The sequence below is a fragment of the Mucilaginibacter sp. genome (assembly GCF_035492695.1).
GTDB lineage: Bacteria > Bacteroidota > Bacteroidia > Sphingobacteriales > Sphingobacteriaceae > Mucilaginibacter.
Genome location: NZ_DATJJC010000013.1, coordinates 25,695 through 47,909, shown reverse-complemented (window position 1 = coordinate 47,909; position 22,215 = coordinate 25,695). Strand labels below are relative to the sequence as shown.

Genomic DNA, 22,215 nt, shown 5'->3' with positions numbered 1-22,215 from the left:
TTATTAAAAAACAAAAAGCCCCGTTTGTCATCCAAACGGGGCTTCATTTATTTCAGAGAGTTTGTTATTCCTGCTCTTCTTCTTTTGGCTTTTTGTTTTCGCCGCTGTGTTTGGCAGCTACTTTTACCTGGTCGGTTTCCTTATCATAGTCAACTTCCATGGTATCGCCTTCGGCCAGTTCACCTTTCAGTATTTCCTCTGCAATTGGGTCTTCCAGGTATTTCTGGATAGCCCTTTTCAGCGGACGCGCGCCGAATTGTGAGTCAAAACCTTTATCGGCAATGAACTCTTTGGCGTTATCGGTCAAAGTGATCTTATAGCCCAGCGTATTCACCCTGCCAAACAGGTGCGAAAGCTCGATATCGATGATCTTGAATATTTCGTCCTTACCCAATGAGTTGAACACGATCACATCGTCAATACGGTTCAGGAACTCGGGAGCGAAAGCGCGTTTCAATGCATTTTCGATCACACCCCTTGAATGTGCATCAGCCTGGTTGGTTTTAGCAGAGGTGGTGAAACCAACGCCTTGTCCAAAGTCTTTCAACTGGCGTGCGCCGATATTCGAGGTCATGATAATGATCGTATTCCTGAAATCAACCTTGCGGCCCAATGAATCAGTTAACTGACCTTCATCCAATACCTGTAACAGGATGTTGAACACATCCGGGTGGGCTTTTTCTATCTCGTCCAGCAGGATAACTGCATAAGGTTTACGGCGAACCTTTTCGGTAAGCTGCCCGCCTTCTTCGTATCCCACATAGCCCGGAGGCGCACCTACCAAACGCGACACAGCGAATTTTTCCATGTATTCGCTCATATCTATCTGTATCAGGGCATCCTCGGTGTCAAACATGAACCTTGCCAGCTCCTTAGCCAGTTCGGTTTTACCAACACCCGTAGGGCCGAGGAATATAAACGAACCAATGGGTTTTTTTGGATCTTTCAAACCGGCCCGGGTGCGTTGTATGGCACGGGTCAGCTTTTTGATCGCTTCTTCCTGCCCGATGATCTTGGTCGAAATAGTTTCCGCCATGTTCAGCAACTTCGTGCTGTCGGCCTGGCCTACCCTTTGCACAGGTATGCCCGTCATCATCGCCACCACTTCGGCAACATTATCTTCGGTTACGGTGTAACGTTTTGATTTGGTTTCCGCTTCCCATACAGCTTTGGCCTGCTCCAGTTCCTCCAGCAAATGCTTTTCAGTATCGCGCAGTTTGGCTGCTTCTTCATATTTCTGGCTGCGTACAACCTTGTTCTTTTCAATTTTGATTTGCTCGATCTTGGCTTCAACATCCAAAATGTTCTGCGGAACGTGGATATTAGTCAGGTGCACGCGCGAGCCTGATTCGTCCAGCGCATCGATAGCTTTATCCGGCAAAAACCGGTCGGTAATGTACCTGGCAGTTAAAGCCACGCAGGCATTGATCGCTTCAGGGGTATAAGTTACACCGTGGTGTTCTTCGTATTTATCCTTAATGCGGGTCAGTATCTCGATAGTTTCATCAGGTGTAGCCGGCTCAACCATTACCTTTTGGAAACGGCGGTCCAAAGCGCCATCCTTTTCAATATACTGGCGGTACTCGTCTAACGTTGTCGCGCCAATGCATTGGATCTCTCCGCGTGCCAGGGCCGGTTTAAACATATTCGAAGCATCAAGCGAGCCTGATGCGCCGCCTGCGCCAACAATGGTATGAATTTCGTCGATAAATAAAATTACGTCAGGTGATTTCTCTAGTTCGTTCATCACAGCCTTCATGCGCTCTTCAAACTGGCCGCGGTATTTGGTACCTGCAACCAATGAAGCCAGGTCGAGCGTTACCACACGTTTATTGAACAACACGCGCGATACTTTACGCTGCACGATGCGCAATGCCAGCCCTTCGGCGATGGCCGATTTACCCACACCCGGTTCGCCTATTAAAATAGGGTTATTCTTTTTACGGCGCGACAGGATCTGCGATACCCTTTCGATCTCTTTCTCCCGGCCAACTATCGGATCAAGACGGCCATCTTCCGCAGCTTTGGTCAGGTCGCGGCCGAAATTATCCAGCACAGGGGTTTTTGATTTGATGTCAGATACCTTTTTAGGCTGGTTGAACGAGTCTTCTTCTTTAAAATCATCCTCGCCGCCTGTAGGTGAACCCGGCATTTCATCGGTCACATCGTTCTTGTGCGTTTCTACTTCCCCTTTGAAAATTTCGTAGTTAACATTAAACTGCAATAATATCTGTGAGGCGATGTTATCTTCGTCACGCAGGATGGAGAGCAACAGGTGCTCTGTGCCGATGACATCGCTTTTAAATATTTTAGCTTCAAGGTAAGTAATCTTGAGAACTTTCTCCGCTTGTTTGGTTAGCGGAATGCTGCCGATGTTCACGTTCGTTCCTATCGTTCCCTTCACAGCATCTTCGATTGCGCGGCGCAATTTAGTGGTGTCAACGCTCAAACCTTTTAACAGTTTGATCGCTATACCGTCGCCGTCGCGGATAAGCCCAAGCAAAAGATGTTCGGTACCAATATAGTCATGGCCGAGACGCAACGCCTCTTCCCTGCTATACTGTATCACATCCTTAACCCGTGGCGAAAATTTAGCTTCCATATAATACCTTTCAAAAATTATGTACGTCTCTGTATATCATTTAGTTTTCCAGGCGGCGTATTTATAGTGGTCTGCAACAATACTGCCAACTTTTTTACACCTCAAAAAACAGACATTGATATGATGTGCAATCTATAAAAGTTCAACTTTATACAAAGAATATAATGAACAAAATCCTATAAAAACCCACAACTTTAAGTAAATGGCTGAAGATTTACTTGTTTGACCTTCTCTAAACGCAATAGTTTAACCCTGATTGCGATACCCAGCCCAATTTAGCTGTTATAACAGGTAATTTCGTCATTAGCGTATGACATTACGGCATTATTAAAAGAACGTAAATAGATTGTACCTTCTTTTATACGCAAATCAATTAAAAATGATTGGAAATATCGGAAATAGTTATCAAGATTTCCACAAAACTTTTAGTTGATTTTTTTAGCTGTTACAGGCCAGTTAAATATGGTTTCTTATAGTGTGTAATCCTTACATTATCTATGACGGAATTAGGGACGGGAATGTTACAGTTTGGAGTCCGGAAGTCGGGAAGTCCGCGCAAGTCCGAAAGCTGATTGAGTAAGCAAAATTTATATGCTGTTTCCATTCTTTCGGACTTCCGGACTTATGCGGACTTCCGGACTAAAAGTTATATTTGCATCCACCCCAATCAATAATTCTATAATTCAACAAATCAGTAATTAAGCACATGGCTGACGAAAAAATAATTTTCTCAATGGCCGGAGTGAGTAAAATATACCCTCCGCAGAAACAAGTTTTAAAAAATATATACCTGTCCTTTTTCTATGGGGCCAAAATCGGCGTTATCGGTCTTAACGGCTCGGGTAAATCGTCGCTGCTGAAGATCATTGCCGGATTGGATAAGTCCTTCCAGGGCGAAGTGGTTTTTTCGCCGGGGTTTACGGTGGGGATGCTGGAGCAGGAACCTGCACTCGATCCTAATAAAACCGTTAAAGAAGTGGTGGAAGAAGGTGTGGCAGAAATAACTGCCATATTGAAGGAATATGAAGATATTAACGAAAAATTCGGGCTGGAAGAAGTTTACAGTGACCCGGACGCCATGGATAAACTGATGGCGCGCCAGGGCGAATTACAGGATAAAATAGATGCCGTGAACGCCTGGGAACTGGACACCAAACTGGAGCGTGCAATGGATGCGTTGCGTTGTCCCGAACCAGACACAAAAATATCGGTACTGTCGGGCGGTGAGCGCCGCCGCGTGGCCATGTGCCGCCTGCTTTTACAGGAACCGGATGTACTTTTACTGGATGAGCCTACCAACCACTTGGACGCGGAGTCCATCGACTGGCTGGAGCAGCATTTGAAACAATATAAAGGAACTGTAATTGCCGTTACGCACGACCGTTATTTCCTGGACAATGTGGCAGGCTGGATATTGGAATTGGACCGCGGCGAAGGCATTCCATGGAAGGGCAACTATTCCTCCTGGCTCGATCAGAAAGCAAAACGCCTGGCACAGGAAGAAAAGACCGAGAGCAAACGCCAGAAAACTTTGGAACGCGAACTGGAATGGGTGCGCATGGCGCCAAAAGCGCGGCAGGCCAAGGGTAAGGCCCGTTTATCCAACTATGAAAAGCTGGCATCCGAGGAAACGAAGGAGCGCGAAGATAAATTGGAACTGTTCATTCCGCCGGGCCCGCGCTTAGGTAACGTGGTGATAGAAGCCAACAATGTGACCAAAGCTTACGGCGATAAGGTTTTGTTTGAAAACCTGAGCTTTTCGCTGCCACCGGCGGGCATAGTGGGTATCATCGGGCCGAATGGCGCCGGTAAAACCACCTTGTTCCGCCTGATAACCGGGCAGGAAAAGCCGGACGCCGGTACCTTCCGCGTGGGCGAGACCGTGGCTTTAGGCTATGTTGACCAGATGCACGACGACCTTGATCCTGATAAATCCGTTTGGGAAAACGTCACCGGCGGGCTGGATAATATTATGGTGGGCCATAAGGCGCTCAACTCCCGTGCTTACGTCTCCAAATTCAACTTTAACGGTGCCGATCAGCAAAAGAAGGTGGGGATCCTCTCGGGCGGCGAACGCAACCGGGTGCACCTGGCTATTACGCTCACCAAAGGCTCAAATGTGCTGCTTTTGGACGAACCGACCAACGATATCGACGTGAACACACTGCGTTCGCTGGAAGAAGCCCTGGAAAATTTCGGCGGCTGCGCGGTTATCATCAGTCACGACCGCTGGTTCCTGGACCGCGTTTGTACACATATCCTGGCTTTTGAAGGCAACTCGCAGGTTTATTTCTTTGAAGGCGACTATACCGCTTACGAGGAGAACCGCAAGAAACGTTTAGGCGATATTACGCCGCACCGGTTGAAATATAAGAAGCTGGTGGAGTGATTTTGATGTGCAGATGTGCGAATGAATCTAAATAATAATAATCTTAACAATGAAGATCAAGTTTGACGGAAAGTTTAAATCTCTAAAAGAGTTCGAAAGCGATGAACTTACAGATTTTGTTGTGATTACTGGTAAAAACGGCAGTGGTAAAAGTCAATTAGTTGAGTGCATAACGGATTCATTTCAGTCTGTTCATAATTCCCAATTTGATAGGGATTTCAAATTATTTTTCAACCCTCCCATACATAGAATTCAAAAAAGTGATTTAAAGTATAATGTAGCTGGACTAGCTACCTCCTTAGATATAAAAAAGAAAATCGATCACTATTCTACTCAATTTATCGGACTCCAATCGGATCTAAAAAAATTATTTGCTGTTCTTCTCGACAAACATATTAATTTGAAGGATTTTCTTCTTACCGATGTAGACAACTTTAAAAATCAATTGGAGGAGATGGGACTTAATATTGCTGATTTGTATAACGAAAAAGGGCTTACTCATCACGATGTGCCAGAAGAAGTCAAACTGAAAAGTTTGCAAAAAACTATGCGCTCTGATGTTGATCTTTTTGAAGTAGTGTCGATTATAAAAAATCAAAAAAATAAGCCAGTCAATGAAATAGATAAGGCTGATTTTTTTGATTCTGGATTAAATGAGAAATTTATTGATTCTTCTGACCTATTCCGTTCTGAAATTGAGCTAATTTTCTTGAATTACATCAGACGCTTTCATAATAATGCATTTTTAAATTTTAACAAACAAAGATTTGGCGAGGACAACAATTCGGTAGAAGACTCTGAATTTCAAGAATTGTACCCAGAGCCATGGGTAGTGATGAATAAGATATTAGAAGATCATAATGTAGACTTCAAAATATTAGCGCCTAACTTAAAAAAATACAATGAGGAATTGAACCTTGAAGTTCATTTTATTAAAAATGATACAAATATTCCATTGTCATATAATGCTTTATCAAGTGGAGAGCAAATAATCATTGGTTTATTGCTAAAACTTTTTACTGTAGATTATTACGACAAAGACTTAAAATTTCCAGAACTAATTGTTTTAGATGAGCCTGACGTGCACTTGCATCCCACAATGTCAAAATTATTAATTGACGTTTTATTTGAGTCTTTCGTCAAGCGTCTGGGTATTAAAGTTATCATGACTACTCACTCAGCTACAACCGTTGCTTTGGCACCTGATGATTGTATATATGAAATGTCGAATACCCCTAATTCTTCCTTAAGCAAAGTAATAAAGGACTACGCCTTAGGGGTTTTAACCGGCAATATTCCAACATTAAGCATAGACTACAAAAATCATAAACAAGTGCTTTTGGAAAGTCCAACAGATGTAAAATATTTTCAAACTCTTTTTAATAAACTAAATTCAGAAGAAAAACTAAACTATAAATTATATTTCATTTCAAATGAAATGGGCAGAAGTAACTCTGATTGGGTCGTAAATACGGTTGGAAAACTTAGAGAAGGAGGTGTAAGTAGGGCTTTTGGAATAATTGATTGGGATGGAAAAAACACTAAATCGGCTGAAGTTTTGGTTCACGGCGAATCCATGCGCTATTCTATAGAAAATTATGTCTGTGACCCTATCTACTTGGCGATATTGTTTTTAGAAACTAAGATAGATCATGGCATAAAGGCAGAATTGGCCTTTGATACAACTTATAATCAGTATCATTTGGCTAACGAAAATAACGAAAGATTGCAAAATGTTTGGAACTGGTTTGTAGAAAAAATTCAAACGAAGTTTCCGGCATTAAAATCAAGTCAGTCCGTAGAAATCGTATATTATAATGACAAAAAAGTGTCAGTACCTGGATGGTTTAAGACTATTAGGGGACACGATTTGGAAGAAAAAATAAAAGAAACTTTTCCGGCATTAAAATCAAAATATACTTCCGAAGGCCTGCTTCAAAACGAGCTTACTACGATAATGGCTAAAAGCTATCCTCTTGTACCCATGGAATCAATTGAGTTATTAAAGGAGCTTTGTACTTAGAGTTAACGAATTTATATGCGATATTTTCTTGTGCTAACTGTGTTTACCTTATTCAGCACCACAGCCTTCAGCCAGGCACGCAGCGGCATTGGATTTGCCATCTATGTGAACAAGCCTTTTTCTAATAACGACTATAGCATTGGCGGAGGAAGTGATATCCAGGGCAGTATCGCTTTGAGTGATAAGTGGGCGCTGGTGCCGGCTATTGGCCTGGAGAATATGAAAGGGAGCGGTCGCGCCATTTATGATGGGCCTGATAATTATGCTACCCGGCACATTGACAATATCGGGCTGATATACGCCGGCCTGTCCGGGAAATATTTTTTCAAAAATAATCTTTTCGCAAGGCTGGGCAGCATGCTGTTTATAGGCGCAGGCAGCGGCGATATTTCCGCCGGCGGTATCGGCGGATCGGCAGGGGCCGGGTACAGTTTGAAAGCCGACCGCCACAGTTCGTTTGAGTTTTCGTTAAATACGGATATCGTTTATATCGAGCATAGCCCGGGCACTGTCCCTATCGTTTCGCTGAAACTGGCGTATATGTTTAATTTCAAAGGGAAGGATTAGATTCACAATCCGTCGCTTGTGCCTTTACAAATTATTTTAATAAAGGCATTTCAGCAGATTAATATCATTACTATCGAAAAATAACCTGTTGATAATCGTCAGAGTGTTAACAAATAAATCATACCCCCTTAACGTTTATATGGAAGCTTATCGCTTATTTTTATAGACCTGAAAATCAGGTCAGTTAAAATTAACCTAAAAAAATTTTATGACCTGGAGAAAATTTAGCGGCGAGATCATTCATTCGCCCATCCTCGAAGAAGTAGAAAAAGCCATCGAAAGAGAGAGTTTACTGGGAAACAAGCTGAAGGTTTGTATCGGTACCGATTCGCAGGTGAAGGGTAATGTAACTGATTTTGCCACGGTGATCGTTTTCCTGCGCGAAAAACGCGGCGGCTTTATGTACATCCACCAGGAACGGACAGGGCAAAAGATGAGCATTAAGGAGCGTATGCTTACCGAGGTGCAGAAATCTATTGATATTGCCTACAAACTGTGCGACCTGCTGGATCTGTACGACGTTGACCTGGAAGTACACGCCGACATTAACACCAACCCGATGTTCAAATCGAACCAGGCTTTGCACGAAGCTATGGGCTACATCCTGAGCATGGGATTTGTTTTCAAAGCTAAGCCCGAAGCCTTTGCCAGCTCGTATTGCGCCAATAAAATAGTGCAATAAACCTACCTGCCAAACGCAATTATTTGGCCGTTCATTTATATCTTTGACGATATAAACGCAACTTATGTCGCCAATAATTGAACTCGATGAACTGCAATCCATAGCAGGTAAAGTTATACTGATTGATGCCCGCGCCGGAGCGGATGCTTACCAACGCTACCTTAACGGCCACCTGGAAGGCGCGCAATTTGCTGACCTTGACCGCGACCTGGCCGTTAAACCCGAAGACCCCGCCTACGGCGGTCGCCACCCTTTGCCCGCAATAAACGATTTTGCCAAAACTTTAGGCAAATGGGGCATAACACCCGAAAGCCATGTGGTTGTTTATGATGATAAAGCCGCTGCATTTGGAGGCGCCAGGTTATGGTGGATGCTGAGAGCCATTGGCCACGATAAGGTACAGGTATTAAATGGCGGACTGAAAGCTGCTATTGATGCAGGTGTAACGCTAAGTACCAATCCATATATAGCTGAACCGGTTGCTGACTATCCTGTGCCAGCCGGTTATGATGGTACAGTGGATATAAAGCAAGTAGAAGAAGCTGCCGCAGCAGCCAATAAAATGGTGATAGATGTGCGCGAAGCTTACCGTTACCAGGGCGAAAGCGAACCGATAGACCTTGTGGCCGGGCATATTCCGGGCGCAGTAAACATGCCCTACGTACTTAACCTGGATACTTTTGGAAAATACTTTTCGCCGGGGGAACTGAAAAGTTCGTACGAAAAGCTATTGGCCAATGTCGACCCGGAAAATGTGGTGGTACATTGCGGGTCGGGTGTTACGGCTTGTCATACCCTGCTGGGCATGGAATATGCGGGTATCACCGGGCCGAAAATGTATGTGGGATCATGGAGCGAATGGTCGAGACGGGATATGCCGATAGCCAAAGGTGAATAAGCCAAAACCACCGGCCATTATTTTACGTTAGTCACGGTGTGAAAACATACCCGCTCCGATTCGAAACTTTACTCCCGACAACTATTGATAACGCCTGGGATTTTTTTACCTCGCCGTTGAACCTGGCGAAGATCACTCCGCCGGAGATGAACTTTATTGTCACCTCAGATTTTAAACCGACTGATAAAGTTTATGCTGGCATGATCATTACCTATAAGGTCTCCCCTCTTTTCGGCATCAAATTGAACTGGATGACCGAGATAACCCAGGTAAAAGAAAATCAGTATTTTATCGATGAGCAGCGTTTCGGCCCGTTTGCGCTGTGGCATCACCAACATCATTTTAAGGAAGTAAAAGGCGGGGTGTTAATGACCGATATTTTAAATTATGCCATCCCTTATGGCTTCATCGGCCGAATGGCGAACAGTCTTATCGTTGCCAAACAGGTTAATGAAATATTTGCTTACCGGGAGAAGGTGATTGGGGAAATGTTTGGATGTAAATAAAAATATATCCAGTCGTTATGGCAAGGAGTGACTTTTTGCTACCTCCCGCAATATTTCTTCAACGCCGCCTGCCCGTCTTTCGAGCCTAATTGTGCTGCTTTGCTGAAATCGGCGCAGGAGGTCTGATCTTTTTGGTTGATCTTGGCGAGGCCACGCAGGTAAAAGGTTTCTTCGTTGTTGGGTTCGAGCCGCAGCGCTTCATCAAAATCAGCTTTCATGCGCTCAGTGCCGTCGGGCAAAAAGCTTTCCGCAAAGCCGCGGTAGCGGTACACTTTAATATTATCCAGGCTGATGTAAAGACAGCTGTTATAATCGTCCACCGCACCCTGGTAATTTTTTTGCAGGATGCGGATATTGGCGCGGTAAAAATAGGCCTGGTCGTCGTCCTCTTTTATCGAAATGGCTTTGTTAATATCTTTCAACGCACCGTCAATATCATTCCGGCTTAGTTTTGCGTTTCCGCGGTTGTCGTAAGCATCCGTCAGTTTGGGATCGAGTTGGATGGCTATATCATAATCCGCAATGGCTTCGGTAGTATTATTTAAACCCTGCCGGGCAATACCGCGACCCAGGTAATAATGGGCGTTCTTAGGGTAGTCTTTTACCAATGCATTATAAACCGCGAAACCCTCGGTGTAAAAACGCGCATCGATCAATGTTTTGCCAAGCCTTTTATACAACCCTTCGTTGTCGGTTGTTATGCTGATTATCTTTTCGTAATCCTGCACCACACCTTTACGGTCGCCGGTTTTTATACGGGCGCCAATGCGTTTCAGGTAATAATCGGCCGTACCCGGCCCTAATTCTATCGCCTTGTCGTAGTCTTTCAGGGCGATGTCATATTTGTCCTGTATCAATTCAATATCGCCGCGAATAGCGTAGGCATAATCATTTCGCGGTGCAATGCGGATAGCGGTGTTCAGATCGGCAAGAGCGCCTGTAGTATCCTTCAGCCCTACCTTTGCCCGGCCAAGGGAAATATAGCCGTAGCTATTATTTCCATCCAGTTTAATGGACTCTTCAGCATCCTCCTTTGCAGCGGCATACAGTTTACTCCCAGTGCGCGCGTCCGACCGGTTTTGAAAGGCATCGGTACTGTTCGGGTCAAGTTTTATCGATTTGTCAAAATCCGCCAGCGCACCCTTTTTATCGTCGAGGTTACTGCGAACGATGCCATCATACATGTAAAGTTCAGCATTGGTGCTGTCCCGCCTGATCTGATCGCCGAAGTATTCCAGCGCGCCCTTTTCGTCTTTGCTTTTACCAAGGGCCGTAGCGAGGTATTTATAGCCATTCCGTATTTTCGGCTTTAGTTCGATGGCCCGTTTGTAATCGGCAATGGCAGCTTTATAATCGCCCAAATTACTTTCGCTGTTACCGCGATAAAAAACAGCCTCGGCATTGTTGGGGTTAAGAGCGAGGGCAGCGGTATAGTCGGCTATGGCGCCTTTATTATCACCCAGGCTTCCTTTAGCATTCCCCCGGTAATAGATGAGGTCGGAATTGCGCGGGTCCATCCGCACCGCAATATTGTAGTCGGCAATAGCTCCTTTAAAATCGTTCAGGTTGCTTTTGGTAACACCACGATATTCATATAGTTCGGGGTTGTTCGGTGCCAGCTTTATTGCCGCCGTAAAATCGGCAATGGCTCCGGCATAATCCTCCAGGTTCGATTTGGCATTAGCGCGGTAATGGTACATATCCGCATTATGCGAATTCATGGAAATAGCCTTGTCGAAATCGGCTATTGCCTTTTTGTAATCTTTAATGCTGTTGTAGGAATCGGCCCGGTAAAAATAAGCGTTAGTATTCTTCGGGTCGAGCTCGATAGTTTTAGTGTAATCCTTTATGGCCGACTCATCATCTTTAATATTTCCATACGCATTCGCCCGGTAAAAGTATGCTTTTGACAGATTAGGATTGATCTCTATCGCCCGTGTAAAATCAGCAATAGCCCCCTGGTAATCTCTGTTGTTGGCTTTCTGGTTACCGCTTTGCAGAAAGCTGTCGGCAGTTTGCGCAAAACAGAAAAAAGGCAGCATCAGCAGCAGTAATAATGCTGCATTTAAAAATGTTTTATTGTGCCGGGTTTTCTGCTGCATCTTATCTGAATGGTTTTAATATCAGGGCGATGGATGCACTTGAGCCTGCCCCGGTATTACGCCCGTTGATGAACGTTCCCCCGCTGACAAATATTGAAAATTCATGGCTAAATGAGTGCCCGTAGCTTAACGTCACCTGGTTAAAGGCAAAGTTTTTATCCAGCGCCGGGTTCACGTTAAAGTTTTTCAGATCGCTGACAGAGTAGAACCCGCCCAATGCAACCGAAATTTGATTTTCGAATTTTTTATCTAAAGTCAGCCCAAAGGTGGCGCTATAACGATTTTGTATGGGGCCCTGGCTGCCGAAGTACTGGCGCACGCCATCTTCGATAGTGAAGTAATAACTATTGCCAAACAGGTGCCCGCTGCCGGCAAAGGATAATTTCAATTCGGCGCCGGTAAGGCCGTAACCCAAACCCGGGTTTTTATATAAAGGGGTAATGACCGTGCCCTGGAGCATGAAGTAATAAATGTAATTGATATTGGCCAGGTAATACCTGATACCCGTTTCCAGGTCGGTTAACCCGCGCGATGTGTTGCTGTACTTGGTCTGCGTATACGTGTTGGTGACGTAAGGCAACGTTGCCACTACCGACCACCGCCTGCTGATGCCATATTCTGCATACAGGGAATAGGTGAGTGAGGTGAACTTACCATTATCGGGGAAGGGCCTTTTCACCCGCAGCGAGTCCCAGCCTTTTGTTGCGATGAAATAACTTACCGAAGGCGAAAGGAGCAGCCGTTTGGGCCGCACCGGGAAACCATCGGCAAAGCAGGTGTACTGCACAGCCGATAAAAGCACCATCGCCGCAAGTAAATGTTTTATATGTGTTTTGATATAGGTCATTTCATGCTTAAAAAAGTGCAAAGGTATCGCGCATCCAGCGGCCCTCCAGTTCCTTATATTTCTCGTTTATCTCGTGCGCCAGGTTTTTAAATACCATGATACGCCTTTTACCCTGCAGCACATTAAAGGCTGAATATTCGTTATTTGGCGGCGCAAACGGATCGAGTAAACCGATGCCCATCAGGGTGGGGCAGGTGATATTTTGTGCAAAGTTTTTTGCGTCGTAATAATCCATGTTGCCCAGCACTTTGTCCAGGCTTAGCCCGGGCTGCGTTGCCACGTACTTTCTAAAGCTGCTTACGGGCCAGTCAACCTCGCCTACCAGCCTCCGTATATCGCACAGGATAGGGTTTTGGGCCGAACAAAGGTTTACTCGTTTATCAACGCCGGCTACGGCCAGCGCCAGGTAACCACCCATACTACCGCCCGATACCAGGATATTATCGTGTTCGAGATTTTTTTGCGAATAAATAAAGTCGATACAGCGCACGCAGTCCATTATCACACCGCGCATCACATATTTATTCTTGTCCTCGATACGATAAGTAATATACTCGTCGCGCCGGGTATCTATTTCATCACGACTATTGCCCTGTCCGCGCACATTGAGGGTGATTATCGCCAGGTCGTTATCCAAACCCAGCATCGGGTCCAGGCTTACCTGGTAACCCGGCAAACCCAGCAGCACCGCAAATTTGCGGCTCTTATTTCTTGTTTTGGGAACGGTAAGGTAACCACGAATGGTGTAATTATCCAGCGATTTCATTTCGATCAGGAACACTTCGCGGTTGTCAGTATTTTGTTTAGGCAGGGCTGTTACTTTAAAATCCGGCTTCACTTTGGCCAGCTCGGCTTTCGCGTTATCCCAAAACTGGTTAAAGTCGGCCGGGCGGGTGTATTGCGAGCGTATCTCCTGTGGCTTTATACCGAATGCCTTGCGCGTGGTATCGTCATAATCGGACGTATTGATCATGAAGTTGATCTTATAAAACCCTGATCTCAATTCGGGCAGATGAAAATCATAGCTTTCGTTCGAGTTTCGGTCGATCTTTACTTTTATGGTCTTATCGAGTACCTTGTCGCCTTTCTCTGTGGTTACCAGGTACCCTACTGTGCCTTCCTGGTCGGTGTTTAGTGAGTTTTTAACCGAAAAAGTAAAATCTGCCGACCCGCTAAAAATGGCGTTAGCATCATGCGCCACCACTTCGGTGACTACTTCGCCGTCTTCTTTTTCGCGCTGTGCCGCTGCATGCTCCAAGCACAAAAAAAACAACCCGATGACGAGGCTTAATGCCCGGAATGAGTTTTTCACTATGCTGTAATTTAACTTATCAAACATACACAGGTTTATTGTTTTGGTTTGGCTTTTACCAGGAAATCCGATTTACGTATAAAATGGTTTAAAGGTTCCTCAATAAATTTAAATAAAAATATGGATACCACGTTCAATAACACGAAAGCATACAAAATATTCACATTATCGTACTGGAACGGCGAATGCCAGTCGACGCTCCACTTGTCGTAAAGATCGAACGTACGATCGTTCAGCCAGTTGATGCCATTATAAATGAACACATACAGGTAGCCCAGGTGGATGAGGTAAAATATATAGGAGCTTTTACCCAACAGCTCGGTAAAGGGATTGGCCAGCACCTTTTTCATCAACGTAGTTTCGGTAATGAGGCCATAAAAGAATGTTGCTATCGAGATAGCCAGCAGGTAATTATTGATGATGATGCCCAGCGGGTTGTGCAGCCCAGCTGACCAGCCTTTAGGTATTGGCAGCAGCGACATCAACCATACACAGAAAAATATGAGGAAAAAGCCTATGTATGTAAACTTTATTTTATTGGTGCGATGGAATCCTTTTTGCCGTATCATTAGCGCCAGCTTGATGCCGGCAAAAAATTCGAAACAGCGCCCGAAAAATGTATAAAGCATCATGAAGGTAAAATTACCGAAGAACCCGTACCAGTTTACATTGCGAAATATGAGTACCATCAGGAAGCCGAAGCCTGTGAGGGCCAGTATCTGCAAAAAATATTTGCGGTAGCGGTGCAGGATAAAAAATGCAATAGGCGCCGAAAAATAGAAACACTCCTCGACTGTGAGCGACCAGCCCTGGGCAACCCCGGTAAAATTAAGCTGGTGAAAAAAACCCCGTACAAAGGTTATGTGCATAAAAAACAACCCGACGGCGCTGGGGAAACCATTGACAACGGATGGGTCGCGGGTAAAGTAATAAACGATAAAAGCGCCGGCCGTTATCAGGAAATACATAGGATAAATGCGGGCTACACGATTTTTGAGGTATTGCTTGAACCACTCCCGGGTGAGATGGAAATTATCGTAATACCTGAAAGCGATCAAAAAGCCCGACAGCACAAAAAAGATAGTAACGCCAATGTGGAACTCAAGAAAAAAGCGTTGGATAAAATGCGGAAAACCCTGGTCGAAAGTATATTCGTAATGCGAAATGAATACCAGGTAGGCTGCCAAAGCACGCACACCTGTAAGCGCGGGGATGTAATTCTGCTGCTCTCGTCGTGACAAGACTAAATTATTTTATCGCTGTTTACGCCGTTTAGTGGCACCGGGTTTTATTCCGGTAAATTAAACAATAATAAAAAAATTATCGTAAAAAGATGGCATGGTAACGATGTTTAACGCCCGTTTAAGGATGAGAAAGCCATTTTATTTTATTGTGATGATCGCTTTGTGTATGGTGTTATTTTCGTTGCGGGCGGTAAAATATAAGGAATTTCATGACGCCCGCATCAGCGGCAAAATAGACACTTTTTACCACTACCGCGACTATGTAATGCTGCGGGTTGATGGAACCGATTATAAAATAATGCCGGTTCCGCTTTATGACTCCCCCAAATTTGAAACTACCGCGAAAATTGGCGACCTGGTATTGAAGGATAATGATAATGACGGCTTTATGCTTCTGCGCAACAACAACGAGGCTTTTGAATACACCGTAAAAATGTTTTAATGGCCTTTTGCCCGGCTAAATAAAAACCAGTATTTTTTATTCTTACCTTCGGCCACACCTTAATATTATGAGAAAACTATTGCTGGCTGCGGCCATATTGATCATACCATTCTGCTCAAAGGCCCAACAGTCTTTTTTCAGGAAATCGAAAGCTGAGATCAGGGCAGCGGTGAAAAAATCATCTCCGGCAATTACCACCGTTTCTCAAAGCGACACCTGCGATGTTTATAAACTGAGCAGTGGGATAATTGAGAGTTGCTATTACAGGAAGAGCAATTGCTATAAATTGAAACAGGTATTTTCATCCCCGTCTAACCAGGTGCTGCAAAAATCCGTACAAACCATGCAGGCGGCGCTCACAGGCATATACAAAAAAACAACGGACAATACGTGGATAGATACCCAAAACGGTGCAAAGATAGAAATGAGCACTATCAAAGGGAAGAACCAGTTTGTCCTGTTATACACGCGGATCCAGTAAAAATTGATTACAAAAAAAATCCAGTTTTTATTTTTAAAATTGGCGGCAAAAAAGACACCCCTGATTAATGGACAAAAATATCATCCTTCTAATGCTCGAAAGCATTAAAGCAACCGGCTTCGTCGGCCCGAAAGAAGGCCGTTTCACTATTGGAGAGCGGGTGGATTTCGCGCTCGGCAAAGGACTGATCGTCAGGTCTGACGACGGTAATTTTGAGTTAACGGATAAGGGTGCCGAGCTGTTGGATGGCGTGATAAACTGGGAGGATCTTTGAATTACCTGGCACTCAACACGCCGAACCCTGCACCACACCCCTTTCTTCAATGGTCTTATCTATATAATGCTGTATCTCCGATTTTTTGAGGCCCCAGTTGGGTGCTATCAGCAGTTCCATATCCGATAAACCAAACAGGCGCTGTATCACTACGTCCGGGCGAACGAGGGGTAGCAGTTCGCAAAGGAAATCCGCATATTCGGGCAGAGTGAACAACTTGAAGGGATCGCGCTTGTATTTAACGCCCATTACGGAACCTTCCACAATATGCAGGTGGTGGAATTTTACAAATTTTATTTGCGGGAAGCGATTGATCTCATCGGCGTATTTCAGCATCATTTCCTTAGTTTCCCAGGGGAAGCCAAAAATGGTATGCACGCAAATATCAAGCGGACTGTTTTTAACCAGGTTAAGTGCATTCACCAGGTCGCCGTGCAGGCACCCGCGGTTTATCTGTAATAAAGTGTCGTCATATATCGACTCCATCCCCATTTCCAGGTCGACATCAAAACGGTCGGTATAGCTTTCCAGCAGGGCAATCTTTTCCGCATCGATACAATCAGGCCGTGTACCTACAGACAGACCGACAATATTTTCTGTATTGATGCTCAGCGCTTCGTCATATAACATCTTCAAATAATGCGCCGGCGCGTAGGTATTGGTATTGGGCTGAAAGTAGATGATAAATTTATCGGCCCTGTTGCCTTTAACCGCGCGCTCCATGCCTTTGATCACCTGTTCGCGCAAGTTAGGTTCTTGCCTCGATACGCTCGGTGTAAATGAATCTACATTACAATAAGTACAGCCTCCATAGCCTTTTGAGCCGTCGCGGTTGGGGCAGGTAAAGCCGCCATCCACAATAACTTTGAACACGCGCTGCCCGTTATATTTTTCGCGCAGCCACGCACCATAGTTATTGTATCCTTTTATGCCTTGTTGTAAGAGTGATTCCACCGATATTTCTTGATTCCACCGATTATTTTTTGATTACACCGGTGAATGGTGACAAAGATAGGCTTTTTGGGCGGCAAACGCATTTTACTTGCAAAACAAACTGATACACAGGTAGTTTTACTTACGGGAAGTACGTTAAAAATTCCGTTAAAAGACCGGTTGCGGGGCGCTTTGATTTAGCTCACCTTTGGGACATTATTTAACCTAAATTAAAAAAAACAATGGCCTCATTCACAACAAGGGTTGAATTGGTTAACCCCGACCACAACGATTACGAATTACTTCACCAGGAAATGCGCGATGCGCAATTTTACCGTTCCATCAGCTACTGCGGCATTTGGAAAGACCTGCCGTTTGCCGAATACGACCATACGGCGAGCCAAACCGTCAGCCAGGCTTACGATTCTGCCCTGGCAGCGGTCCAAACTGTTATCAATAATAAACCCATCAACGATAAACAACAAAAAAAGGACTTCCTGTTGCTGGTAACTGAAGTGGCGGATGTAAGGGTATTTAAGCTGCCCAATACTACCGACATAGCCAAATTGCCGCCGGGGGCTACGCTTTAACCGGACAGATAATTTAATTAAAAATTAATAAATTATCAATCAGGCGTTTAGGTATAACCATCAAAAAGGGCGAAACCAGTCTGTTTTTTGATGGTTATTTAGTTAATTAACAAAAATGTTTAACCAATAAAATTCTTTAGTTATGCCTACCACAAAGCAAAGCGGCACTAACAACCGCGAAAATGAGAACGACAGGAAAATGGCAACGAGCCCTTCCAAAACGGGGAACGATCGTAACAAAGAAAACCGCAACATGGGCAACAACAGCAACCAGCAAAGCGGCAACACTTCAAAAAGTCACCGGTAAGGTGGCCTGATACAGCAGGGATGCTGCAAACCATCCGGATAAACATTTCCGAAAACGGGACCTGTAATTTAATGAACAGATCCCGTTTTTTGTGGCCTCACGTCAACCCCTTTCCAGGGGAGTAGTGCTTTTAAGATGGCCGTTATATTTTCAAACAATTTCACCTCGACAGGGTTTATCCATTTTATAACACGTTAAAATACAGCAATATGAAAAATTATGTAAAGCTGCCGTTAGTTGCTTTAGCGTTATCGCTAAGCATGGCGGCATGCAAGGGGAATAGTTCGGCCAGCACTTCAGATTCGACTTCGGTTGATTCGGCATCGACTATGAAAATGGATTCGGCCATGACGCCCGATTCTACATCAAACGATAGCATGAAGATGGGTACCGACACCGCAAAAAAGGATACCGTAAGCAAAACCACGGTAAAAACGACCGTAGAAAAGAAAACCGCCAAAAAGAAGGAATAAAGAAAAATCTCTCGCAGATTTCCGGAGCGGGGGCCGGGCGTAATGCCTGGTTCCCGTTTTTTATGACACGATTAGTGGATTGAGGAGATTATACAGGATATGCCAGCCGTTTCGCCCCGGTTATTATGCATGCATAGCTTTGCAACATTTTAGTTAGCTTTGCTGTAGAAATACCGCCAATGGAAACCCTCGCGCCATACCACGCTAAAAATAAAATACGCTTTGTTACCGCAGCATCGCTGTTTGACGGGCACGATGCGACCATTAATATTATGCGCCGCATTTTGCAATCGAGCGGCGCCGAGGTGATACACCTGGGGCATAACCGGTCGGTGGACGAGGTGGTGAACTGTGCCATACAGGAAGATGTACAGGGCATTGCGCTTACATCCTACCAAGGCGGGCATATCGAATACTTTAAATACATGTATGACCTGCTGCGCGAACGCGGGGCCGGGCACATCAAGATATTCGGCGGTGGCGGCGGCGTGATATTGCCGCAAGAGATAAAAGAACTGCAGGACTATGGCATCGCACGCATTTATTCGCCTGATGACGGGCGTACGATGGGTTTGCAGGGCATGATCAATGATATGCTGCAGCAATGCGACTTTGCTACGGTTGTTAAACTGAACGGCGAGTTGAAGCATTTGCCGGAAAAAGATCCGAAAGCGATAGCGTCGCTGATAACACTGGCGGAGAAAGGCCTCACCCCTAACCCCTCTCCAAGGGAGAGGGGGATTATTCCCGTTTTAGGCATTACAGGTACGGGCGGTGCAGGGAAGTCATCCTTAGTGGATGAGTTTGTGCGCAGGTTTTTAATGGAGACGGATAAAACGCTGGCCATTATTTCTGTCGATCCTTCCAAACGGAAAACTGGCGGTGCATTATTAGGCGACCGTATCCGGATGAATTCGATTAATAGTCCGCGGGTATATATGCGCTCGCTGGCAACGCGACAGGCTAATTTGGCTTTGTCGAAATATGTGCAGGAATCTATAGATATCTGCAAAGCGGCGGGGTATGACCTGATCATTGTGGAAACTTCGGGCATCGGCCAGTCGGATACGATGATCACCGATTATTGCGATGTATCGCTTTACGTAATGACGCCTGAATTTGGTGCGGCAACGCAGCTGGAGAAGATAGATATGCTGGACTTTGCGGACGTGGTGGCATTAAACAAGTTCGACAAGCGCGGCGCATTGGATGCCATCCGTGATGTACGCAAGCAATATAAGCGCAATCACCAGTTGTTCACTGCCAAAGACGAAGACCTGCCTATTTTCGGCACCATGGCTTCGCAATTTAACGATCCGGGTATGAACAACCTGTTTGAGGCGTTGATGAAAACTATCAAGGCGAAAACGGGTGTTGATTTTATCGGGAAGAAATATGACGTTGCGGCCCTGCATTGGGGCGAATCGGAAAAGATATTTATTATTCCGCCCGACCGTAACCGGTACCTGGCGGAGATAGTTGAAAGCAGCAAGGCGTATAACGAATGGGTGGATGAGCAGTGCGGGATAGCGCAGCAGATGTTCCAGGTGCAGGGTGCGATCAGCCTCACCCCGGCCCTCTCCAAAGGAGAGGGTGTTAAGGAGGGGTTGGAGGAAATTTATAGATCATTGGAGAACCACCTTCATCCCGATTGCAAACGGCTTTTGAAAGAATGGCCGGAAACGGTAAAACAATATAAAGCTGAGAATTTTATATATAAGGTACGGGATAAGGAGATCAAGCAACCTTTGTTTTATACCTCGCTTTCACAATTGAAGGTCCCTAAAATTTCTTTGCCCCGATACGAAGCCTGGGGAGATATTTTGCGCTGGCTGCTGACCGAAAATGTGCCGGGCGAGTTTCCTTATGCGGCCGGTGTGTTTCCTATCAAACGCGAAGGGGAGGACCCAACGCGCATGTTTGCCGGTGAGGGCGGTCCGGAGCGAACGAACAAGCGTTTCCATTACGTGTCGCTGGGGCAACCCGCGCACAGGCTATCCACTGCGTTCGACTCCGTAACCCTTTACGGTGAAGACCCGCATACGCGTCCTGATATTTACGGCAAGATCGGTAACTCGGGGGTGAGCATAGCCACTTTGGATGATGCTAAAAAGCTGTACTCCGGTTTCGACCTGTGTAATCCATCCACCTCGGTATCAATGACCATTAACGGCCCCGCGCCAATGCTGCTGGGTTATTTTATGAATGCGGCTATCGACCAGCAATGCGAAAAGTATATTCACGAGCACAAACTGGAGCATTTGGTAGAGGCGAAATTTAAAGAGGTTTATGATGATAAGGGGTTAAAACGCCCGCGGTATGATGGGAAACTACCCGCCGGCAACACAGGGTTAGGGTTAACACTTCTCGGCCTTACCGGTGACCAGGTTTTGCCGGCTGATGTTTATCAAAAGATCAAAGCATTTGCGGTTTCAACCGTTCGGGGAACTGTGCAAGCGGATATACTGAAAGAGGACCAGGCGCAGAATACCTGCATCTTCTCCACCGAATTTGCCTTGCGGATGATGGGCGATATCCAGCAATATTTTATCGATCAGAAGGTCAGGAATTTTTATTCGGTTTCCATTTCAGGCTATCATATTGCCGAGGCCGGCGCAAACCCTATTTCGCAGCTGGCATTTACGCTGTCAAACGGGTTTACTTATGTAGAGTATTACCTGAGCCGTGGGATGCATATCGATGATTTCGCCCCTAACCTGTCCTTCTTCTTCTCCAACGGCATCGATCCCGAATATTCGGTTATTGGTCGCGTTGCGCGGAGGATCTGGGCCAAAGCCATCAAAAACAAGTATAAGGGGAATGATCGTTCGCAAAAGCTGAAATACCATATCCAAACCAGTGGGCGTTCGTTGCATGCACAGGAGATCGATTTTAACGATATCCGCACTACGCTGCAGGCATTGTATGCCATTTACGATAACTGCAACTCGCTGCATACCAATGCCTACGACGAGGCAATAACCACGCCGACTGAAGAATCTGTCCGGCGGGCTATGGCAATACAACTGATCATTAACCGCGAACTTGGCCTGGCTAAAAATGAGAACCCGTTGCAGGGCGCTTTCATTATTGAAGAATTAACCGACCTGGTGGAAGATGCTGTTTTAGCCGAATTCAAACGAATCAACGACCGCGGTGGCGTATTAGGCGCCATGGAAACTATGTACCAGCGAGGTAAGATACAGGAGGAGTCGCTCTACTACGAAACACTGAAACATACCGGCGAATATCCTATCGTGGGCGTTAATACTTTCCTGAATAAAAAAGGATCACCCACTATTACGCCATCCGAAGTGATACGGGCGACAGAAGAAGAGAAGCAATTCCAGATAGCTGCGTTAAAAGCTTTCCAGGAACGCAATGGCGATAAAGCCCCGGCCCTGTTGAAAAACTTACAGCAAACCGCCATAGCAGGTGAAAATATTTTCGAAACGCTGATGGAAGTATGTAAATATTGTTCCTTAGGGCAAATATCGCATGCCCTGTACGAAGTTGGGGGGCAGTATAGAAGGAATATGTAGG

General features: G+C 45.3%; 19 protein-coding genes. 13 read left to right on the top strand and 6 right to left on the bottom strand.

The genetic code is table 11. The features are described 5' to 3' along the window. Positions 1-64: 64 nt before the first annotated feature. Positions 65-2,602, bottom strand: coding sequence for an ATP-dependent Clp protease ATP-binding subunit (locus tag VL525_RS09635; protein ID WP_325385847.1), 2,538 nt, complete (start codon positions 2,600-2,602; stop codon positions 65-67). Positions 2,603-3,308: 706 nt separating this feature from the next. Here VL525_RS09635 and ettA point away from each other — a divergent pair. The 6 genes from ettA to VL525_RS09605 all read left to right on the top strand — a co-directional run bounded on the left by ettA (position 3,309) and on the right by VL525_RS09605 (position 9,667). After that, a complete protein-coding gene (gene ettA / locus VL525_RS09630) occupies positions 3,309-4,991 on the top strand; it encodes an energy-dependent translational throttle protein EttA (protein WP_325385845.1) in 1,683 nt (560 codons plus the stop codon). 49 nt (positions 4,992-5,040) lie between these two features. Continuing rightward, the gene (locus tag VL525_RS09625) at positions 5,041-7,014 is read left to right on the top strand and encodes an ATP-binding protein (protein ID WP_325385843.1); all 1,974 of its coding nucleotides are present in this window, start codon (positions 5,041-5,043) and stop codon (positions 7,012-7,014) included. Positions 7,015-7,029: 15 nt separating this feature from the next. After that, positions 7,030-7,581, top strand: coding sequence for a hypothetical protein (locus VL525_RS09620; RefSeq protein WP_325385841.1), 552 nt, complete (start codon positions 7,030-7,032; stop codon positions 7,579-7,581). Positions 7,582-7,789: 208 nt separating this feature from the next. Beyond that, positions 7,790-8,263 (top strand): ribonuclease H-like YkuK family protein, encoded by a 474-nt coding sequence (locus tag VL525_RS09615; RefSeq protein WP_147031371.1) that lies wholly within the window; start codon positions 7,790-7,792, stop codon positions 8,261-8,263. 64 nt (positions 8,264-8,327) lie between these two features. Next, a complete protein-coding gene (locus VL525_RS09610; RefSeq protein WP_325385838.1) occupies positions 8,328-9,161 on the top strand; it encodes a sulfurtransferase in 834 nt (277 codons plus the stop codon). 38 nt (positions 9,162-9,199) lie between these two features. Then, positions 9,200-9,667 (top strand): SRPBCC family protein, encoded by a 468-nt coding sequence (locus VL525_RS09605; protein WP_325385836.1) that lies wholly within the window; start codon positions 9,200-9,202, stop codon positions 9,665-9,667. A 38-nt stretch (positions 9,668-9,705) separates the two neighbouring features. Here the strand turns inward: VL525_RS09605 and VL525_RS09600 are convergent, their stop codons facing one another. Genes VL525_RS09600 through VL525_RS09585 form a run of 4 tightly spaced genes read right to left on the bottom strand, consistent with a single transcriptional unit; the run spans position 9,706 to position 15,169 of the window. Continuing rightward, the gene (locus VL525_RS09600; protein ID WP_325385834.1) at positions 9,706-11,769 is read right to left on the bottom strand and encodes a tetratricopeptide repeat protein; all 2,064 of its coding nucleotides are present in this window, start codon (positions 11,767-11,769) and stop codon (positions 9,706-9,708) included. A 1-nt stretch (position 11,770) separates the two neighbouring features. Next, the gene (locus VL525_RS09595) at positions 11,771-12,616 is read right to left on the bottom strand and encodes a hypothetical protein (protein WP_325385832.1); all 846 of its coding nucleotides are present in this window, start codon (positions 12,614-12,616) and stop codon (positions 11,771-11,773) included. A gap of 7 nt (positions 12,617-12,623) precedes the next feature. Further along, a complete protein-coding gene (locus tag VL525_RS09590) occupies positions 12,624-13,955 on the bottom strand; it encodes an acetylxylan esterase (protein ID WP_325385830.1) in 1,332 nt (443 codons plus the stop codon). An 8-nt stretch (positions 13,956-13,963) separates the two neighbouring features. After that, on the bottom strand, positions 13,964-15,169 hold the full coding sequence (locus VL525_RS09585) for an acyltransferase (protein WP_325385828.1): 1,206 nt from the start codon (positions 15,167-15,169) through the stop codon (positions 13,964-13,966). 127 nt (positions 15,170-15,296) lie between these two features. On the opposite strand from VL525_RS09585, the gene VL525_RS09580 reads away from it, so the two are divergent. The 3 genes from VL525_RS09580 (at position 15,297) to VL525_RS09570 (ending at position 16,369) form a co-directional block, all read left to right on the top strand. After that, a complete protein-coding gene (locus VL525_RS09580) occupies positions 15,297-15,614 on the top strand; it encodes a hypothetical protein (protein ID WP_325385826.1) in 318 nt (105 codons plus the stop codon). Between the two features lie 67 nt (positions 15,615-15,681). Beyond that, positions 15,682-16,095 carry a hypothetical protein gene (locus tag VL525_RS09575; protein ID WP_325385824.1) on the top strand — a complete coding sequence of 138 codons (414 nt, stop codon included), beginning with the start codon at positions 15,682-15,684 and terminating at the stop codon, positions 16,093-16,095. A gap of 67 nt (positions 16,096-16,162) precedes the next feature. After that, positions 16,163-16,369 carry a hypothetical protein gene (locus tag VL525_RS09570; RefSeq protein ID WP_325385822.1) on the top strand — a complete coding sequence of 69 codons (207 nt, stop codon included), beginning with the start codon at positions 16,163-16,165 and terminating at the stop codon, positions 16,367-16,369. Between the two features lie 12 nt (positions 16,370-16,381). Here the strand turns inward: VL525_RS09570 and VL525_RS09565 are convergent, their stop codons facing one another. Then, entirely contained in the window at positions 16,382-17,323 is a 942-nt protein-coding gene (locus tag VL525_RS09565; protein ID WP_325385820.1) for a TIGR01212 family radical SAM protein, read from the bottom strand. A 221-nt stretch (positions 17,324-17,544) separates the two neighbouring features. Between VL525_RS09565 and VL525_RS09560 the strand changes: the two genes are divergently transcribed. The 4 genes from VL525_RS09560 to VL525_RS09545 all read left to right on the top strand — a co-directional run bounded on the left by VL525_RS09560 (position 17,545) and on the right by VL525_RS09545 (position 22,214). After that, positions 17,545-17,892, top strand: a complete 348-nt coding sequence (locus tag VL525_RS09560) for a hypothetical protein (protein WP_325385818.1) — start codon at positions 17,545-17,547, stop codon at positions 17,890-17,892. Positions 17,893-18,034: 142 nt separating this feature from the next. Beyond that, positions 18,035-18,199, top strand: a complete 165-nt coding sequence (locus VL525_RS09555; RefSeq protein WP_325385816.1) for a hypothetical protein — start codon at positions 18,035-18,037, stop codon at positions 18,197-18,199. A 209-nt stretch (positions 18,200-18,408) separates the two neighbouring features. Next, positions 18,409-18,672: a hypothetical protein gene (locus VL525_RS09550; protein WP_325385814.1), complete on the top strand. Its 264-nt coding sequence runs from the start codon at positions 18,409-18,411 to the stop codon at positions 18,670-18,672. Positions 18,673-18,851: 179 nt separating this feature from the next. Continuing rightward, positions 18,852-22,214 (top strand): methylmalonyl-CoA mutase family protein, encoded by a 3,363-nt coding sequence (locus VL525_RS09545; RefSeq protein WP_325385812.1) that lies wholly within the window; start codon positions 18,852-18,854, stop codon positions 22,212-22,214. Position 22,215 lies beyond the last annotated feature (1 nt).

What these genes read in the sequence shown, in the direction of transcription:
- VL525_RS09620 (WP_325385841.1), top strand. Translation starts at nt 7,030, where the DNA reads ATGCGATATTTTCTTGTGCTAACTGTGTTTACCTTATTCAGCACCACA.
- VL525_RS09615 (WP_147031371.1), top strand. Translation starts at nt 7,790, where the DNA reads ATGACCTGGAGAAAATTTAGCGGCGAGATCATTCATTCGCCCATCCTC.
- VL525_RS09560 (WP_325385818.1), top strand. Translation starts at nt 17,545, where the DNA reads ATGGCCTCATTCACAACAAGGGTTGAATTGGTTAACCCCGACCACAAC.
- VL525_RS09575 (WP_325385824.1), top strand. Translation starts at nt 15,682, where the DNA reads ATGAGAAAACTATTGCTGGCTGCGGCCATATTGATCATACCATTCTGC.
- VL525_RS09595 (WP_325385832.1), bottom strand. Translation starts at nt 12,616, where the DNA reads ATGACCTATATCAAAACACATATAAAACATTTACTTGCGGCGATGGTG.
- VL525_RS09590 (WP_325385830.1), bottom strand. Translation starts at nt 13,955, where the DNA reads ATGTTTGATAAGTTAAATTACAGCATAGTGAAAAACTCATTCCGGGCA.
- ettA (WP_325385845.1), top strand. Translation starts at nt 3,309, where the DNA reads ATGGCTGACGAAAAAATAATTTTCTCAATGGCCGGAGTGAGTAAAATA.
- VL525_RS09635 (WP_325385847.1), bottom strand. Translation starts at nt 2,602, where the DNA reads ATGGAAGCTAAATTTTCGCCACGGGTTAAGGATGTGATACAGTATAGC.
- VL525_RS09555 (WP_325385816.1), top strand. Translation starts at nt 18,035, where the DNA reads ATGCCTACCACAAAGCAAAGCGGCACTAACAACCGCGAAAATGAGAAC.
- VL525_RS09580 (WP_325385826.1), top strand. Translation starts at nt 15,297, where the DNA reads ATGAGAAAGCCATTTTATTTTATTGTGATGATCGCTTTGTGTATGGTG.
- VL525_RS09610 (WP_325385838.1), top strand. Translation starts at nt 8,328, where the DNA reads ATGTCGCCAATAATTGAACTCGATGAACTGCAATCCATAGCAGGTAAA.
- VL525_RS09550 (WP_325385814.1), top strand. Translation starts at nt 18,409, where the DNA reads ATGAAAAATTATGTAAAGCTGCCGTTAGTTGCTTTAGCGTTATCGCTA.
- VL525_RS09545 (WP_325385812.1), top strand. Translation starts at nt 18,852, where the DNA reads ATGGAAACCCTCGCGCCATACCACGCTAAAAATAAAATACGCTTTGTT.
- VL525_RS09625 (WP_325385843.1), top strand. Translation starts at nt 5,041, where the DNA reads ATGAAGATCAAGTTTGACGGAAAGTTTAAATCTCTAAAAGAGTTCGAA.
- VL525_RS09570 (WP_325385822.1), top strand. Translation starts at nt 16,163, where the DNA reads ATGGACAAAAATATCATCCTTCTAATGCTCGAAAGCATTAAAGCAACC.
- VL525_RS09600 (WP_325385834.1), bottom strand. Translation starts at nt 11,769, where the DNA reads ATGCAGCAGAAAACCCGGCACAATAAAACATTTTTAAATGCAGCATTA.